The sequence below is a fragment of the Mycobacterium sp. MUNTM1 genome (assembly GCF_054660795.1).
Genome location: NZ_BAAGDE010000089.1, coordinates 1 through 15740, shown reverse-complemented (window position 1 = coordinate 15740; position 15740 = coordinate 1). Strand labels below are relative to the sequence as shown.

The 15740-nt window shown below is 67.6% G+C and carries 14 protein-coding genes, 1 pseudogene and 2 riboswitches; of the genes and pseudogenes, 8 read left to right on the top strand and 7 right to left on the bottom strand.

The window, feature by feature from the left end; translation table 11 throughout:
* Positions 1–99: 99 nt before the first annotated feature.
* The gene (locus tag ACYQ8K_RS28655) at positions 100–390 is read right to left on the bottom strand and encodes a hypothetical protein (RefSeq protein WP_459974552.1); all 291 of its coding nucleotides are present in this window, start codon (positions 388–390) and stop codon (positions 100–102) included.
* Between the two features lie 135 nt (positions 391–525).
* Here ACYQ8K_RS28655 and ACYQ8K_RS28650 point away from each other — a divergent pair, with 135 nt between their 5' ends.
* The 4 genes from ACYQ8K_RS28650 to ACYQ8K_RS28635 all read left to right on the top strand — a co-directional run bounded on the left by ACYQ8K_RS28650 (position 526) and on the right by ACYQ8K_RS28635 (position 4668).
* A complete protein-coding gene (locus tag ACYQ8K_RS28650) occupies positions 526–1791 on the top strand; it encodes a D-alanyl-D-alanine carboxypeptidase family protein (RefSeq protein WP_459974550.1) in 1266 nt (421 codons plus the stop codon).
* Positions 1792–1796: 5 nt separating this feature from the next.
* Complete coding sequence (locus tag ACYQ8K_RS28645; protein ID WP_459974548.1) at positions 1797–3149, top strand: sugar porter family MFS transporter; 1353 nt, start codon at positions 1797–1799, stop codon at positions 3147–3149.
* The gene (gene nagA, locus ACYQ8K_RS28640) at positions 3140–4273 is read left to right on the top strand and encodes an N-acetylglucosamine-6-phosphate deacetylase (protein ID WP_459974546.1); all 1134 of its coding nucleotides are present in this window, start codon (positions 3140–3142) and stop codon (positions 4271–4273) included. Before ACYQ8K_RS28645 ends, nagA begins: the two co-directional genes overlap by 10 nt.
* A gap of 5 nt (positions 4274–4278) precedes the next feature.
* A riboswitch (guanidine-III (ykkC-III) riboswitch) is annotated at positions 4279–4342 on the top strand.
* Between the two features lie 11 nt (positions 4343–4353).
* The gene (locus ACYQ8K_RS28635) at positions 4354–4668 is read left to right on the top strand and encodes a DMT family transporter (RefSeq protein WP_459974544.1); all 315 of its coding nucleotides are present in this window, start codon (positions 4354–4356) and stop codon (positions 4666–4668) included.
* Here the strand turns inward: ACYQ8K_RS28635 and yhjD are convergent.
* Together yhjD and trpS are read right to left on the bottom strand one after the other, a co-directional pair.
* The gene (gene yhjD / locus ACYQ8K_RS28630; protein ID WP_459974542.1) at positions 4665–5702 is read right to left on the bottom strand and encodes an inner membrane protein YhjD; all 1038 of its coding nucleotides are present in this window, start codon (positions 5700–5702) and stop codon (positions 4665–4667) included. The genes ACYQ8K_RS28635 and yhjD overlap by 4 nt on opposite strands.
* Before the next feature lie 41 nt (positions 5703–5743).
* On the bottom strand, positions 5744–6763 hold the full coding sequence (gene trpS, locus ACYQ8K_RS28625; protein WP_459974540.1) for a tryptophan--tRNA ligase: 1020 nt from the start codon (positions 6761–6763) through the stop codon (positions 5744–5746).
* 194 nt (positions 6764–6957) lie between these two features.
* Here trpS and ACYQ8K_RS28620 point away from each other — a divergent pair, with 194 nt between their 5' ends.
* Complete coding sequence (locus ACYQ8K_RS28620) at positions 6958–7755, top strand: alpha/beta fold hydrolase (RefSeq protein WP_459974554.1); 798 nt, start codon at positions 6958–6960, stop codon at positions 7753–7755.
* Here ACYQ8K_RS28620 and ACYQ8K_RS28615 read toward each other — a convergent pair.
* Positions 7748–8977: an NADP-dependent isocitrate dehydrogenase gene (locus ACYQ8K_RS28615; RefSeq protein ID WP_459974538.1), complete on the bottom strand. Its 1230-nt coding sequence runs from the start codon at positions 8975–8977 to the stop codon at positions 7748–7750. The two genes, ACYQ8K_RS28620 and ACYQ8K_RS28615, sit on opposite strands and share 8 nt — an antisense overlap.
* A 27-nt stretch (positions 8978–9004) precedes the next feature.
* On the bottom strand, positions 9005–11239 hold the full coding sequence (locus tag ACYQ8K_RS28610; protein WP_459974536.1) for an NADP-dependent isocitrate dehydrogenase: 2235 nt from the start codon (positions 11237–11239) through the stop codon (positions 9005–9007).
* 150 nt (positions 11240–11389) lie between these two features.
* Positions 11390–11511: riboswitch (SAM riboswitch) on the top strand.
* Positions 11512–11672: 161 nt separating this feature from the next.
* Between ACYQ8K_RS28610 and ACYQ8K_RS28605 the strand changes: the two genes are divergently transcribed.
* Genes ACYQ8K_RS28605 through ACYQ8K_RS28595 form a run of 3 tightly spaced genes read left to right on the top strand, consistent with a single transcriptional unit; the run spans position 11673 to position 14926 of the window.
* Positions 11673–13037, top strand: coding sequence for a bifunctional o-acetylhomoserine/o-acetylserine sulfhydrylase (locus ACYQ8K_RS28605; protein WP_459974534.1), 1365 nt, complete (start codon positions 11673–11675; stop codon positions 13035–13037).
* 11 nt (positions 13038–13048) lie between these two features.
* Entirely contained in the window at positions 13049–14191 is a 1143-nt protein-coding gene (gene metX / locus ACYQ8K_RS28600; protein WP_459974532.1) for a homoserine O-acetyltransferase MetX, read from the top strand.
* Between the two features lie 3 nt (positions 14192–14194).
* Positions 14195–14926 carry a class I SAM-dependent methyltransferase gene (locus ACYQ8K_RS28595; RefSeq protein ID WP_459974530.1) on the top strand — a complete coding sequence of 244 codons (732 nt, stop codon included), beginning with the start codon at positions 14195–14197 and terminating at the stop codon, positions 14924–14926.
* 10 nt (positions 14927–14936) lie between these two features.
* Here ACYQ8K_RS28595 and ACYQ8K_RS28590 read toward each other — a convergent pair whose 3' ends face one another.
* Both ACYQ8K_RS28590 and ACYQ8K_RS28585 read right to left on the bottom strand, forming a co-directional pair.
* Entirely contained in the window at positions 14937–15455 is a 519-nt protein-coding gene (locus tag ACYQ8K_RS28590) for an SET domain-containing protein (protein WP_459974528.1), read from the bottom strand.
* A gap of 39 nt (positions 15456–15494) precedes the next feature.
* A pseudogene (locus ACYQ8K_RS28585) lies at positions 15495–15740 on the bottom strand (HNH endonuclease signature motif containing protein); the annotation flags it as partial.

Sequence of the window (15740 nt, the reverse complement as noted above, 5' to 3'; positions counted from 1 at the left end):
CTTCGCCGCTACAACACTCGACGAGGCCACTCCGCATTGGGCGGACGACCACCAATCAGCCGGCTCGCCGCCTGACAGCAACGTGTCAGGTCACGACAGCTAGCCGCCGGGTGCCCGCCGGACCGCGTCGGCGGCCAGCATCACCTCGCGGGCGTGCGTGGGGCTCGGGTTGTGGCCGAACCGCGTCACGGCGTTGCACAGCCAGGCCAGTGCCGAGCGCAGCTCGGCGTCGGTGGCGGCGTCGCGGTGCAGCGTCAGCTCCGTCAGCGCCTGGTCGAGCCCGGAACGTCGCACCTGCGTTGCCTTCTCGACCCGCTTGAGCAGATCCTGCAGCGGTCGGGGACCCGCCGCGCCGGCATCATCGCGGGGACCCCGCCGCCTGAACCACAACCCGTCTTTTGGAATAGGCGCCAGTGTAGGGGGTTGCCACGTCCTTTGCGCGTCGGCGAATTTGCAACATCTGCATCATCAGTCACAGCGCGGCTCCCCGGATTCGGGCCGCCGATCGCTTACTGTGCACAGACGATGACCCTGTTACGTTCCGCATCATGCCTGGCAGCGGCGCTTTTCCTGATGGTCGCCCCGGCCACCTTGGCGGCACCGGCGAGTCTGCCGCTGGGCGCGCCACCGGCCAACGCCGAACCCGGAGCCGAACCCAATGCCGCGCCCCCGGACTGCCCGTACAAGGTGAACACCCCGAAGGCCGTGGATTCGTCGGAGGCACCCACCGCCGGGGACCCGCCGATCCCGCTGGCCGTGCCCGCCAAGCCGGTCGGCGGTGACGCGCTGGGCAGCTGCGGCATCGTCGCCGCGCCGAATACGCCCGCGCTGCCGGGCGACGTCTCCGCCGAGGCCTGGCTGGTAGCGGACCTGGACAGCGGCGCCGTCATCGCGGCCAAGGACCCGCACGGGCGGCACCGCCCGGCCAGCATCATCAAGGTGCTGGTCGCGATGGCCTCCCTCAACACGCTCAACCTGAACAAGTTGGTCCCCGGAACCGCGGACGACGCCGCCGCCGAGGGCACCAAGGTCGGCGTCGAGGAGGGCGGCGTCTTCACCGTCAACCAGCTGCTGCACGGGCTGCTGATGCACTCCGGCAACGACGCCGCCCACGCGCTGTCCATGCAGCTGGGCGGCATGCAGCAGGCGCTGGAGAAGATCAACGTGCTGGCCGCCAAGCTGGGTGGCCAGGACACCCGGGTGGCGTCGCCGTCGGGGCTGGACGCGCCCGGCATGAGCACCTCGGCCTACGACATCGGGCTGTTCTACCGCTACGCGTGGCAGAACCCGACGTTCGCCGACATCGTCGCGACGCGGACATTCGACTTCCCCGGCCACGGCGACCACCCGGGCTACGAGCTGGAGAACGACAACCAGCTGCTCTACAAGTATCCGGGCGCCCTGGGTGGCAAGACCGGCTACACCGACGACGCCGGCCAGACGTTCGTGGGCGCGGCCAACCACGACGGGCGACGGCTGGTGGCGGTGCTGCTGCACGGGACGCGGGTGCCGATCGCGCCCTGGGAACAGGCCGCGCACCTGCTGGACTACGGCTTCTCCACGCCGCAGGGCACGCAGGTCGGCTCGCTGATCGCGCCCGACCCGTCCCTGGCGTCGGCCAAGCACGACGCCGCCGCGGACCCGCTCGCCAATAACGCCGCGGCCGGCGGGATCATCCCGTCGGCGGAGGCCATGCCGATCCGGGTGGGCGTGGCGGTGATCGGCACCATCGTGGTGTTCTCGCTGATCATGATGGCCCGCTCGATGAACCGCCGACCACTTCACCGCTGAGCGCCGTGGCAGGCCGATCGTGGCGCGGACTGCTGGTCGGGCTGACCGCCGCCAGCGTGGGCGTCATCTACGGCTACGACCTGTCCATCATCGCCGGGGCGCAGCTGTTCGTCACCGAGGACTTCGGGTTGTCCACGCGCCAGCAGGAACTGCTGACCACGATGGTGGTGATCGGCCAGATCATCGGGGCGCTGGGCGCCGGCGTGCTGGCCAACGTGATCGGGCGGAAGCGGTCGGTGGTGCTGATCCTGTTCGCCTACGCGGTTTTCGCGCTGCTGGCCGCGTTCTCGGTCTCGTTTCCGATGTTGCTGACGGCGCGGCTGCTGCTGGGGCTGACCATCGGCGTGACGGTGGTGGTGGTCCCGGTCTATGTGGCGGAGTCGGCGCCGACGGCGGTGCGCGGTTCGCTGCTGACGGCCTACCAGCTGGCGATCGTCAGCGGCCTGATCGTCGGCTATGTGACCGGCTACCTGCTGGCCGGCACCCACAGCTGGCGGTGGATGCTGGGGCTGGCCTGCGTGCCCGCAGTGTTGTTGTTGCCGTTGGTGTTTCGGATGCCCGACACGGCCCGCTGGTATGTGTTGAAGGGCCGGATAGACGACGCCCGGCGCGCGCTGCTGCGGGTTGAGCCCACCGCGCAGGTCGACGACGAGCTCGCCGAGATCGGCCGCGCGTTGAGCGAAGCTGCGCCCGGCGCCCGGGGTGGCTTCACCGAAATGCTGCGGCCCCCGTACCTGCGGGCCACCGCCTTCGTGGTCGTGCTCGGCTTCCTGATCCAGATCACCGGCATCAACGCGATCATCTACTACAGCCCCCGGATCTTTCAGGCCATGGGCTTCACCGGCAATTTCGCGCTGCTCGGGCTGCCGGCCCTGCTGCAGGTCGCCGGGCTGGCGGCGGTCGGCGCGGCGCTGCTGCTGGTCGACCGGGTGGGCCGGCGGCCAATCCTGTTGTGGGGCACCGCCATGATGATCGTCGCCGACCTCGTGCTGATGGCGGTGTTCGGTCAGGGCTTCGGCGGCGTGGTCGCCGGGTTCGCCGGCATCCTGCTGTTCATCATCGGCTACACCATGGGCTTCGGCTCGCTGGGCTGGGTGTACGCCAGCGAAAGCTTCCCGTCCCGGCTACGCTCGATCGGGTCGAGCACCATGTTGACCTCCAACCTGGTGGCTAACGCCATCATCGCCGCCGTCTTCCTGAGCCTGCTCCATTCACTGGGCGGCGCAGGGACTTTCGCGTTGTTCGCGGGGCTCGCGGCGGTCGCGTTCGTCTTCGTGCACCGGTACGCGCCGGAGACCAGGGGCCGCCAGCTCGAGGACATCCGCCACTTCTGGGAAAACGGCGGCCGATGGTCGTGATCGCCGCGGGCACCATGGTGCTCGGCGGTCAGGTCTGCCGCCCCGGCTGGCTGCAGACCTCCGGCGCAGAGATCGCGGCCTGCGCACCCGGCCCGCCGCCTCACCCGGCCGACCGGGACTTCCCCGATTGCACTGTGGTGCCGGGGTTTGTCGACATGCACGTGCACGGCGGCGGCGGCGCGTCCTACACGGACGCCGACGGCATCGCCGGCGCCGCCGCGTTCCACCTGCGGCACGGGACCACCACCACGCTGGCCAGCCTGGTGACCGCCTCGCCGTCCGAGCTGCTGGCCGGGGTGCGCGCGCTCGCCGAAGCCACCCACCGGGGCACGGTCGCGGGCATCCACCTGGAGGGGCCGTGGCTGAGCCGCGCGCACTGCGGCGCCCACGATCGCACCAAGATGCGCGAGCCGGACCCGGGCGAGATCGACGCGGTGCTGGCCGCCGGCGACGGCGCCATCCGGATGGTGACGCTGGCGCCCGAGCTGCCCGGGGCCGACGCGGCGATCCGTCGTTTCGTGGACGCCGGAGTCGTTGTGGCGGTGGGACATACCGGCGCCACCTACGAGCAGACCCGGCACGCCATCGCGCTGGGCGCCACGGTCGGCACGCATCTGTTCAACGCGATGCCGCCGCTGCACCATCGCGAGCCCGGCCCGGCGCTGGCCCTGCTGCGCGACCCGCGGGTGACCGTCGAGGTGATCGCCGACGGCGTGCACCTGCACCCCGACGTGGTGGCATCGGTGATCGCGGCCGCCGGGGCGGACCGGGTCGCGGCGATCACCGATGCGATCGCCGCGGCGGGCCGGCCCGACGGAGCGTTCCGGCTCGGGTCGGTGCACGTCGACGTCGTCGCCGGTGTCGCACGGGTGCGCGGGACGCCGACGATCGCGGGCAGCACCGCCACCATGGATCGGCTCTTCCGCACCGTGCATGCCGACGCCGGGCTGCCCGCCGCCGTGCAGACGACCGCCACGACGCCGTCGCGCGCGCTCGGCCTGCCACGAGTCGGCGAGCTGAGGCCCGGCTACGACGCTAATCTCGTTGTGCTGAAAGGTGATTTGGGTGTATCGGAGGTCATGGTGCGCGGCACCTGGCGGGACCATCCGCGGGATGTTTGTTAGCATCGAGCCCGTCAGCACATGACACCGGACGAGGGGCCCCGTACCCGGCCAGCGACAAGACGGCGCCGTGGAGGTGCGTGATGGCCTGGCTCGTCCTGATTGCGTCGGGAATCCTGGAGGCGGTGTGGGCGACCGCCCTGAACAAATCCGACGGCTTCTCCCGGCCCGGACCGTCGCTGATCTTCCTTGTCGCCGTGGCGCTTTCGATGACCGGGCTGGGGATCGCCATGCGCACCCTGCCCATCGGAACCAGTTATGCGGTCTGGGTGGGCGTCGGCGCGGCGCTCACGGTGGGCTACGCGATGCTGGCCGGCGACGAACCGGCGTCGTTGCTCAAGCTGGTGCTGATCGGCGGCATCGTGGCCTGCGTCGCGGGCCTGAGGCTGACCGGTTAGCGAGCGCGGCGGGTGAGCCGGGCGATCCGGGAAAGCGTCAGCGCCCCAACGGCTCCCAATGCCATCGCGGTCAGGGTCTGGCGGGTGTTGAGGCCCTCGTCCATCTGAATCCGCGGCGCGATGATCGCCGGGGCCGGCGGCGCGACGGGTTGACTGCGCGGGTCGTTGGACGCGGTCGCAGCCCACGCGGTGCAAAACAGCACCAGATACGCGGTGATGTAAGCGAACACCATCAACCCCAGCACCGGGCCGAAGGCTGCGCCCGCCGGGCTGCGCAGCACCGTCCGCAGATAGATGGAGGCGACCTGTTTGAACACCTCGAAGCCGATCGCCGCGATCAGCCCGGCCCGCATCGAGTCGACCAGGCTGACCTTTTCGCGCGGCAGGCGGGCGATCATCCAGGTGAACAACAGCCAGGACACCAGTGTCGAGATCAGGATCGAGATCAGCCAGAAGAGCCAGTCGAACACCACAAACTGCGGTATGCCAAGCCATTTCAACAGCGCGCGCATGGGCGCTGCATGGCCGACGGTGGTCAGGGCGACGGTGGCCACGATCACCGCGAACGTCCCCGCCATCGCCAGCAGGTCGGAGAACTTGTTGCGCACGAAGCCCGGTGACTCGATCTGCTCGTCCCACCACATCTCCGTCAACGCCTGGCGCAGGTGCGATATCCAGCCCAGGCCCGCCCACACCGCGGTGGCCAGACCGATCACGCCGACCGACGTGCGGGCGTCGATGGCCGAGTTCATCAACTCCTGCAGCTGATTACCCAGCGTGCCGGTCACCTGGGCGCGGATGTGGTCGTCGATGGTGCTCAACAGCTGCGGCCGGCGGGCGAGCACAAACCCGAAGACCGCGAAACCGACCATGAGCAAAGGAAACAACGCGAAGATGGTGTAGTAGGTGAGGCCGGCCGCAAAGAACCCGCCGTTGCGCTCGTCGAAACGCTGGTAGGCGCGGATGACGTGGTCGATCCACCCGTAGCGGGCGCGCAGTCGATCGAAAAAGCCCGGCTCGGCCGGCTCACTCATCGCACGACTCCAAATGAGTAGCGGTACTAGCTCCTTTGGATCTAGTTCCCTTGTGGAAGAAACCCAAGCCGATCGTAAACCCGCTGGACCGTTTTCCCGGCTACATCGTTGGCCTTTTCCGCCCCGGCCGCGAGCACGGCCTCCAATTCGGCGACATCGGCGGTCAGTTCGTCGACCCGGGCCTTGATGGGGGCGACGAATTCGACGACCGCCTCGGCGGTGTCCTTCTTCAAATCGCCGTAACCCCTTCCGGCATAGCCCTGCACGAGCGCGTCGATCCCGACACCGGTGACCGCGGCCTGGATGCTGAGCAGGTTGGACACGCCCGGCTTGGCCTCTGTGTCGAAGCGGATCTCGCGCTCGCTGTCGGTGACCGCGGAGCGAATCTTCTTGGCCGACACCGCCGGTTCGTCCAGCAGGTTGATCAACCCGGCATCGGTGGCCGCCGACTTGCTCATCTTCGACGTCGGGTCCTGCAAGTCGTAGATCTTCGCGGTGGCCTTCGGGATGAGCATGTCGGGCACCACGAACGTCTCCGGGAAGCGGCTGTTGAACCGCTCGGCGATGTCGCGCGCCAACTCGAGATGCTGACGCTGGTCCTCACCCACCGGCACCAGATCGGTGTCGTAGGCCAGCACGTCGGCCGCCTGCAGCACCGGGTAGGTGAACAACCCCACGGTGGTGGAGTCGGCGCCCTGGCGCAGCGACTTGTCCTTGAACTGCGTCATCCGCGAGGCCTGCCCGAAGCCGGTGAAGCAGCCCAGCACCCAGGCCAGCTGGGTGTGGGCCGGCACCTGGCTCTGCACGAACACGGTGCTGCGGGCGGGGTCGATGCCCAGCGCCAGGTACTGCGCGGCCGTGATCAGGGTGCGCCGGCGCAGCGCCTCGGGGTCCTGGGCGATGGTGATGGCGTGCAGGTCGACGACGCAGAAGAACGCGTCGTGATCGTCCTGCAGCGCGACCCACTGCGTGACGGCCCCCAGCGCGTTACCCAGGTGAAGCGAATCGGAGGTGGGCTGCACGCCGGAGAAAATCCGGCTGGATCCGGTAGCGGTGCTCATGATGCATCCGATCTTTTCACGCGCGGGCGCCGCGGCAGCACGCACCGACCCCCGATGTTGCGGTACCGGCGGTACCGCATTTAATGTCGGGTTATGCGCAAGCTCGTCTGCTCGGCCCCTTCCTCGTGAGCCCCGCTCACTCGGCGTCGCCTTCGGCCCGTTCGCCGATCCACCTTGGCTCCGGGGAGCCGGTCCTGATGCTGCACGGATTCCTCATGTCGCAGACGGTGTGGGAGCCGGTCGCCCCCCGGCTGGCCGACACCGGCCGCTTCGAGGTCTTCGCCCCCACCATGGCCGGGCACAACGGCGGGCCCTACGCGGGCACCTGGCTGCTGAGCTCGTCGGTGCTGGCCGACCACGTCGAGCGCCAGCTCGACCAGCTCGGCTGGGAGACCGCCCACCTGGTGGGCAACTCGCTGGGCGGCTGGGTCGCCTTCGAGCTGGAACGGCGTGGGCGCGCACGCAGCGTGACCGGCATCGGCGCCGCGGGCGGATGGACGCGGTGGAGCCCGGTGAAATTCGAGGTCATCAGCAAGTTCATCGCGGGCATGCCGGTGCTGGCGCTGGCCCGGCTGCTCGGGGAGCGCACCCTGCGGCTGCCGCTGAGCCGGCGGCTGGCCACCCTGCCGCTGACCGCGACGCCCGACGGCATCAGCGAGGAGCAGCTGCGCGATGTCGTCGACGACGCCGCGCACTGCCCGGCGTACTTCCAGCTGCTGGTCAAGTCGCTGCTGGATCCCGGCCTGCTGCAGCTGGCCGACACGGCGGTGCCCGTCCAGCTGGTGCTGTGCGAGAAGGACCGGGTGGTGCCCGCGAGGAGGTTCAACCGGCACTTCACCGACTACCTGCCGCCGGGAACGAAGATCACCAAGCTCGACGGCGTCGGGCACGTGCCCATGTTCGAGGCGCCCGAGCGGGTCACCGCGACCATCGCCGACTTCATCGACGGATGCGCAGGCGGGGCCGACCGGCAACGGCCATCGGCTAGCTAGCCAGCTGTTTTTCCAGGTTCTCGGCGATCGAGTTGAGGAATTCCTCGCTCTGCTGCCACTCCTGGTCGGGGCCGATCAGGATGGCCAGGTCCTTGGTCATCTTGCCGCTCTCGACGGTGGAGACCACCACGTTCTCACACGTCTGCGCGAACTCGATCACCTCGGGGGTGTCGTCCAGCTTGCCGCGGTGCGCCAGCCCGCGCGTCCAGGCGAAGATCGAGGCGATCGGGTTGGTCGAGGTCGGCTTGCCGGCCTGATACTGGCGGAAGTGCCGGGTGACGGTGCCGTGCGCGGCCTCGGCCTCGACCGTCTTGCCGTCGGCGGTCATCAGCACCGACGTCATCAGCCCCAGTGAGCCGTAGCCCTGCGCGACGAGGTCCGACTGGACGTCGCCGTCGTAGTTCTTGCAGGCCCACACGTAGCCGCCCTCCCACTTGAGGCAGGCCGCAACCATGTCGTCGATCAACCGGTGCTCGTAGGTCAGCCCCTCGGCCTCGAACTGGTCCTTGAACTCCTCGTCGTAGACGCGCTGGAACTCGTCTTTGAACATGCCGTCGTAGGCCTTGAGGATGGTGTTCTTGGTGGACAAGTACACCGGCCACTTGGCGTTGAGCCCGTACTTCAGCGAGGCGCGGGCGAAGTCCCGGATGGAATTTTTGAAGTTGTACATCCCCATCACGACGCCACCGTCTTCAGGGATGGACACCACCTCGTGCACCATCGGCTCGCTGCCGTCGGCGGGGGTGAAAGTGATTGCGACGGTTCCGGGTTTGTCGACCTTGAAGTTGGTCGACCGGTACTGATCGCCGAAAGCGTGGCGGCCGATGACGATCGGCTTGGTCCAGCCCGGTACCAGCCGCGGCACGTTCGAGATCACAATGGGCTCGCGGAAGATGGTGCCGCCCAGAATGTTTCGGATGGTGCCGTTCGGCGAGAGCCACATCTTCTTCAGGTTGAACTCCTGGACGCGGGCCTCGTCGGGGGTGATCGTCGCGCACTTGACGCCCACGCCGTGCTTCTTGATGGCGTAGGCGGCGTCGATGGTCACCTGGTCGCCGGTGCGGTCGCGGTGCTCGATGCCCAGGTCGTAGTAGTCCAGGTCGATGTCGAGGTGCGGCAAGATAAGCATGTCCTTGATGAGCTTCCAGATGACGCGGGTCATTTCGTCACCATCGAGCTCCACGACGCGGCCCTTGACCTTGATCTTGCCTTCGCCTGCCATGTCGAGTCCGGCTTCCTGGTTGCGGTCCTAGCCTGTCGAAGCCGCTAGTGCCTCGTTGAATGTCTTGCTGGGCCGCATGATCGCCGTGGTCTTCTCGGCGTCCGGCTGGTAGTAGCCGCCGATGTCGACCGTCTCGCCCTGCGCCGCAGCCAATTCGGACACGATGTCTTCCTCGTGTTCGGCCAGCGAGTCGGCCAGCGCGGCGAAGTGCTTGCGCAACTCGTCGTCGTCGGATTTCGCGAGTTCCTGCGCCCAGTACAGCGCCAGGTAGAACTGGCTGCCCCGGTTGTCGAGTTCACCGGTCTTGCGCGACGGGCTCTTGTTGTTCTCCAGCAGCTTGCCAATCGCGGCGTCCAGCGTCTTGCCCAAAATTTTGGCGCGCTCGTTGTCGGTCTTGACGCCGATGTCCTCGAAACACGCTCCCAGAGCGAGAAATTCACCCAATGAATCCCAGCGCAGGTGGTTCTCCTCGAGCAGCTGGTGGACGTGCTTGGGCGCCGAACCGCCCGCCCCGGTCTCGTACATCCCGCCGCCGGCCATCAACGGCACGATCGACAGCATCTTGGCGCTGGTGCCCAGCTCCAGGATCGGGAACAGGTCGGTCAGGTAGTCGCGCAGGATGTTTCCGGTCGCGGCGATGGTGTCCTGCCCGCGCATCGCGCGCTCGATCGTGTGCCGCATGGCCCGCTCCTGCGACATGGTCTGGATGTCGAGGCCCTCGGTGTCGTGCTCGGCCAGGTAGGTGTTGACCTTCTTGCGCAGCTCGTTCTCGTGCGGGCGCTCCTGGTCGAGCCAAAACACCACGGGCATACCCGAATTCCGCGCCCGGGTGACGGCCAGCTTGACCCAGTCCCGGATCGGCTCGTCGCGCACGATCGGCATCCGCCAGATGTCGCCCTCCTCGACGTTCTGGGTCAGCAGCACTTCACCGGTGTCGAGGTCGACGATGTTGGCGACGCCATCCTCGGAGATCTCGAACGTCTTGTCGTGCGAGCCGTACTCCTCGGCCTGCTGGGCCATCAGCCCGACATTGGGCACGGTGCCCATCGTGGTCGGATCGAACTGCCCGTGGGTCTTGCAGAAGTTGATGATCTCCTGGTAGATCCGGGAGAAAGTGGACTCGGGGTTGACGGCCTTGGTGTCCTTCTGCCGCCCGTCGGCGCCCCACATCTTGCCGCCCGCGCGGATCATCGCCGGCATGGACGCGTCCACGATCACGTCGCTGGGCGAGTGAAAGTTGGTGATGCCCTTGGCCGAATCGACCATGGCCAACTCGGGCCGGTGCTCATGGCACGCGTGCAGGTCGCGGATGATCTCGTCGTGCTGCGACGCGGGCAGCGACTCGATCTTGTCGTACAGGTCGGACAAGCCGTTGTTGACGTCGACGCCGAGTTCGTCGAACAGCGCGCCGTGCTTGGCAAACGCGTCCTTGTAGAAGATCTTCACGGCGTGGCCGAAGACGATGGGGTGCGACACCTTCATCATCGTCGCCTTGACGTGCAGCGAGAACATCACGCCGGTCTCGTAGGCGTCCTGCATCTGTTCCTCATAGAACTCGATGAGGGCCTCCTTGCTCATGAACATGGAATCGATGACGTCGCCCTTGCGCAGCGACACCATGGGCTTGAGCACAATCGTCTTGCCGCTCTTGGTTTCCAGCTCCATCTTCACGTTGCACGCGCGGTCCAGCGTCATCGACTTTTCGCCGTGGTAGAAGTCGCCGTGCCGCATGGTCGCGACGTGGGTGCGCGATGCCTGCGACCACTTGCCCATGCTGTGCGGGTGCTTGCGCGCGTACTCCTTGACGGCCTTGGGAGCGCGCCGGTCCGAGTTGCCTTGCCGCAGTACCGGATTGACCGCGCTGCCCAGGCACTTGGCGTAGCGGTCCCGGATCTCGCGGTCCTCGTCGGTCTTCGGGCTGTGCGGGAAGTCGGGGATCTTGAATCCCTTACCCTGCAGTTCCTTGATCGCGGCGATCAGCTGAGGCACCGAGGCGCTGATGTTCGGCAGCTTGATGATGTTGGTGTCGGCCAGCTTCGTCAGCCGCCCCAGTTCCGCCAGGTTGTCGGGCACCCGCTGCTCTTCAGTCAGGTGCTCGGGGAACTCGGCCAGGATGCGGGCGGCCACCGAGATGTCGCTGGTCTTGATCTCGATGCCGGCCGGTTCGGCGAAGGCGCGCACGATCGGCAGGAAGGCGTAAGTCGCCAGCAGCGGCGCTTCGTCGGTCAGTGTGTAGATGACGGTCGGCTGTTCGGCGCTCACGATCCCTCTCCCGGCGGCAATGATGGGTTGAAATTTTGGGGGCTCAGCGTTCTGACTGCCACGTTATCAAGGGTGTTTGGACAGGTGTCGACCTGCACATGGACCGCGAGGGTTGGCACCGACTCGGCACAGTAAGATAGTCTTCGTATTGGTCATGAGCGCCAGCATCAAGCCCCGGCTTGCTGGCCGGCAACCCTCCAACCGCGGTGGGGTGCCCCGGGTGATGACCAGGTTGAGTAGCCAGACAACCGGCTATCCGGCAAGCGCGGGTCCGCCGTGACGGGCCCCTGAGTAGACAGGGAAACGTGATGTGCGCTCGCTTCGCTCATTCGCTCCTCATCGTGTGTCGCTGCTAATCCGCGGCGGCGGTTGACGCCGCCTTCGGCGTCCCGCCCGTCCGCCAGCAGATCCCCTACCAGCAGAAAGCAACCCCGTGACCTCCGACACTGCCGATCACGATCCGACCGCGAATTGGTCGTTCGACACCAAGCAGGTGCACGCCGGCCAGCATCCGGACCCGGCCACCAACGCCCGCGCCCTGCCGATCTACCAGACCACGTCGTACACCTTCGACGACACCACGCACGCAGCCGCTCTGTTCGGGCTGGAAGTGCCGGGCAACATCTACACCCGGATCGGCAACCCGACCACCGACGTCGTCGAGCAGCGCGTCGCCGCGCTCGAGGGCGGGGTGGCGGCGCTGTTTCTCAGCTCCGGGCAGGCCGCTGAGACTTTCGCGATATTGAACCTGGTTTGTGCCGGAGATCACATCGTCTCCAGCCCGCGGCTCTACGGCGGGACGTACAACCTGTTCCACTACTCGCTGGCCAAGCTCGGCATCGAGGTCACCTTCGTGGAGGACCCCGACGACATGGACTCGTGGCAGTCGGCGGTGCGGCCGAACACCAAGGCCTTCTTCGCCGAGACGATCTCCAATCCGCAGATCGATGTGCTGGACATCCCCGGGGTCGCCGGCGTCGCGCACGCCAACGGCATCCCGCTGATCGTCGACAACACGATCGCCACGCCGTACCTGATTCAGCCGTTCAAGCACGGCGCCGACATCGTCGTGCACTCGGCCACCAAGTACCTCGGCGGTCACGGCTCGGCGATCGCCGGGGTCATCGTCGACGGCGGCACGTTCGACTGGACGCAGGGCCGCTTCCCGGGCTTCACCACGCCCGACCCGAGCTACCACGGCGTGGTGTTCGCCGAGCTCGGTCCGCCGGCCTACGCGCTCAAGGCGCGCGTGCAGCTGCTGCGCGACCTCGGTTCGGCCGCTTCGCCGTTCAACGCGTTCCTGGTCGCCCAAGGCATCGAGACGCTGAGCCTGCGTATGGAGCGCCACGTCGCCAACGCACAGCGGGTGGCCGAGTACCTCGCCGACCACGACGGCGTGCTGTCGGTCAACTACGCGGGCCTGCCCGGCTCACCCTGGCACGAGCGGGCAAAGAAGCTGGCGCCCAAGGGAACCGGCGCGGTGCTGGCCTTCGAGCTGGCCGGTGGCGTCGAGGCCGGCAAGGCGTTCGTGAACGCGCTGAAGCTGCACAGCCACGTCGCCAACATCGGCGACGTGCGCTCGCTGGTGATCCACCCGGCGTCCACCACGCACGCGCAGCTGTCCGCGCAGGAGCAGCTCAGCACCGGGGTCAGTCCCGGGCTGGTGCGCCTGGCCGTCGGCATCGAGGGCATCGACGACATCCTGGCCGACCTGGAGCTCGGCTTCGCGGCGGCAAGCAAATTCGGTGCGACGGCGGGGGCGTCCGGAACCGATCCGCAAGCCGTGGCGGCGTTCTAAGGAGCCCGGCGATGACGATCTCCGACGTCCCGACCCAGACGCTGCCCGACGAAGGCGAAATCGGCTTCGTCCACATCGGCTCGCTGACCACCGAGAGCGGCGCGGTCATCGACGACGTGCACATCGCCATCCAGCGCTGGGGCGAGCTGTCGCCGACGCGCGACAACGTGGTGGTGGTGCTGCACGCGCTGACCGGCGACTCGCACATCACCGGGCCCGCCGGGCCCGGACACCCCACCGCGGGCTGGTGGGACGGGATGGTCGGGCCGGGCGCGCCGATCGACACCAACCGCTGGTGCGCGCTGGCCACCAATGTGCTGGGTGGTTGCCGCGGCTCGACCGGACCAAGCTCGCGGACCCGGGACGGCAAGCCCTGGGGCTCAAGGTTCCCCCGCATCACGATCCGCGACCAGGTCGAGGCCGACGTCGCCGCGCTGGCCGCGTTGGGAATCGAGCGGGTCGCCGCGGTGGTCGGTGGATCCATGGGTGGCGCAAGGGCGTTGGAGTGGATCGTCGGTCACCCGGACCGCGTTCGGGCCGGGCTGCTGCTGGCGGTCGGCGCGCGCGCCACCGCCGATCAAATCGGCACCCAGTCCACGCAGATCGCGGCGATCAAGGCCGACCCGAACTGGCAGGGTGGCGACTACCACGACACCGGGCTGGCGCCCGACACCGGTCTGGCGATCGCCCGCCGCTTCGCGCACCTCACCTATCGCGGCGAGGCCGAGCTGGACACCCGGTTCGGCAACGACGGGCAGAACGACGAGGATCCGACCAACGGCGGCCGCTACGCGGTGCAGAGCTATCTCGAGTACCAGGGCAACAAGCTGCTGGAGCGTTTCGACGCCGGCAGCTACGTGGCCCTGACCGAGGCGCTGAACAGTCACGACGTCGGCCGGGCGCGCGGCGGCGTGCGTAAAGCGTTGCGTAACTGCCCGGTTCCGGTGGTGGTCGGCGGCATTACCTCCGACCGGCTCTACCCGCTGCGCCTGCAGCAGGAGCTGGCCGAGCAGCTGCCCGGCTGCACCGATCTGCAGGTCGTGGACTCCCTGTGCGGGCACGACGGCTTCCTGGTGGAATCCGACGCGGTCGGCGAAATGATCCGCAAGACACTGGTGTTGGCCGACTCCGACGACCGGGAAGGCGCGTCGTAACGCATGACCCGTTCGCGGCACGACCGCTCCCTCTCGTTCGGCTCGGCGGCCGCGGCTTATGAGCGCGGGCGTCCCTCCTATCCCCCGGAGGCGATCGACTGGCTGTTGCCGATCGGGGCGCGCCAGGTGCTCGACCTCGGCGCCGGCACCGGCAAGCTGACCACCCGGCTGGTGGAACGCGGCCTGGACGTGGTGGCCGTCGACCCGATTCAGGACATGCTGGAGGTGTTGCGCACCTCGCTGCCGGAGACCCGGGCGCTGCTGGGCACCGCGGAAGAGATTCCGTTGGAGGACAACAGCGTTGACGTGGTGCTGGTGGCACAGGCCTGGCATTGGGTGGATCCGGAGCGCGCGATTCCGGAGGTGGCCCGGGTGCTGCGGCCCGGCGGCCGGCTGGGCCTGGTGTGGAACACCCGCGACGAGCGGCTCGGCTGGGTGCGCGAACTGGGCCAGATCATCGGCAGCGACGGCGACGGCCGCACCCAGGTGACGCTGCCCGAGCCGTTCACCGACCTGGCGCACCATCGGGTCGAGTGGACGAGTTACCTTACGCCGCAGGCGTTGATCGACCTGGTCGCGTCGCGCAGCTACTGCATCACCTCGCCGACCGAGGTCCGCACCCAGACGCTCGACCAGGTGCGCCAACTGCTGGCCACCCATCCGGCGCTGGCGAATTCGACGGGCCTGGCGCTGCCCTACGTCACCATGTGCACGCGGGCGACGCTGGCCTGCTGACGGGCAGCTATTACTCTGCGGCACCCAGCATTTCATCGATCTTCTGTTGGATGTACCACGAGAAGTGTCCACGGTACTTGCGTTGTAGGTCGTCACGCCGCCAGTCTTGCCCGTCGATGACTCGCCGGCACGATTCGGTGTTGCAACGACAAGTCATTCGGTTGTCGGAAGTATCGAACAGCGCGTAGTCGGTCGTGAGCTCTTCGCCGACGCTGACACTGCGCATGGCGACCAAAACGATGTTGCCAGCGAATCCCACATTGGGCTCGCAGGAGTGGTTGATGAACAGCATGACCGGTTCGTATTCCTCGGCGCGCACCGCAGCCAGATGTAGCCCGTCGGCGATCTGAATCTCGGAGCTGGGCAGTGGATCCGGCAAATCCTGAAGTTGACTCGTGGCCACGATGTGGCCGCCCTTGATCGCGACGATCTCTCCGACATCGATTCGCTCGGCGGCGAACAGCCCGCGTCCCGAGATGCTGCTACTGACACCTTTGCGCGCTTTGGGGCTGATCCACGATGAGATCATGCGCAAGCTTGTTTCGAGGCAATCCAATTGCCAAGACAGTTACCACTCGTCTTCGTCGCCTTTGTTTCGCAGCAGTTTTTCGGGGTGGTGGAAGGTGTTGATTCGTGGCTGGCCGCGGTCCAGGTGCGGGGGTGGGATCCACTCGGTCTCGCCTCGGGCGTTTTTGCGGGTGGTCCAGCCGCCGGGTCGCAGCAGGCGGTGTTGGGGTCCGCAGGCGAAGGTGAGGTCGTTGACGTCGGTGGTGTGGCACTTGCTGAAGTCGGTGACGTGGATGCTCCTATGCAG

Excerpts from the sequence above, each read along its gene's own strand:
- nagA (WP_459974546.1), top strand. The coding sequence starts at position 3,140 with ATGGTCGTGATCGCCGCGGGCACCATGGTGCTCGGCGGTCAGGTCTGC.
- trpS (WP_459974540.1), bottom strand. The coding sequence starts at position 6,763 with ATGAGCACCGCTACCGGATCCAGCCGGATTTTCTCCGGCGTGCAGCCC.
- ACYQ8K_RS28650 (WP_459974550.1), top strand. The coding sequence starts at position 526 with ATGACCCTGTTACGTTCCGCATCATGCCTGGCAGCGGCGCTTTTCCTG.
- ACYQ8K_RS28615 (WP_459974538.1), bottom strand. The coding sequence starts at position 8,977 with ATGGCAGGCGAAGGCAAGATCAAGGTCAAGGGCCGCGTCGTGGAGCTC.
- metX (WP_459974532.1), top strand. The coding sequence starts at position 13,049 with ATGACGATCTCCGACGTCCCGACCCAGACGCTGCCCGACGAAGGCGAA.
- ACYQ8K_RS28595 (WP_459974530.1), top strand. The coding sequence starts at position 14,195 with ATGACCCGTTCGCGGCACGACCGCTCCCTCTCGTTCGGCTCGGCGGCC.
- yhjD (WP_459974542.1), bottom strand. The coding sequence starts at position 5,702 with ATGAGTGAGCCGGCCGAGCCGGGCTTTTTCGATCGACTGCGCGCCCGC.
- ACYQ8K_RS28635 (WP_459974544.1), top strand. The coding sequence starts at position 4,354 with ATGGCCTGGCTCGTCCTGATTGCGTCGGGAATCCTGGAGGCGGTGTGG.
- ACYQ8K_RS28590 (WP_459974528.1), bottom strand. The coding sequence starts at position 15,455 with ATGATCTCATCGTGGATCAGCCCCAAAGCGCGCAAAGGTGTCAGTAGC.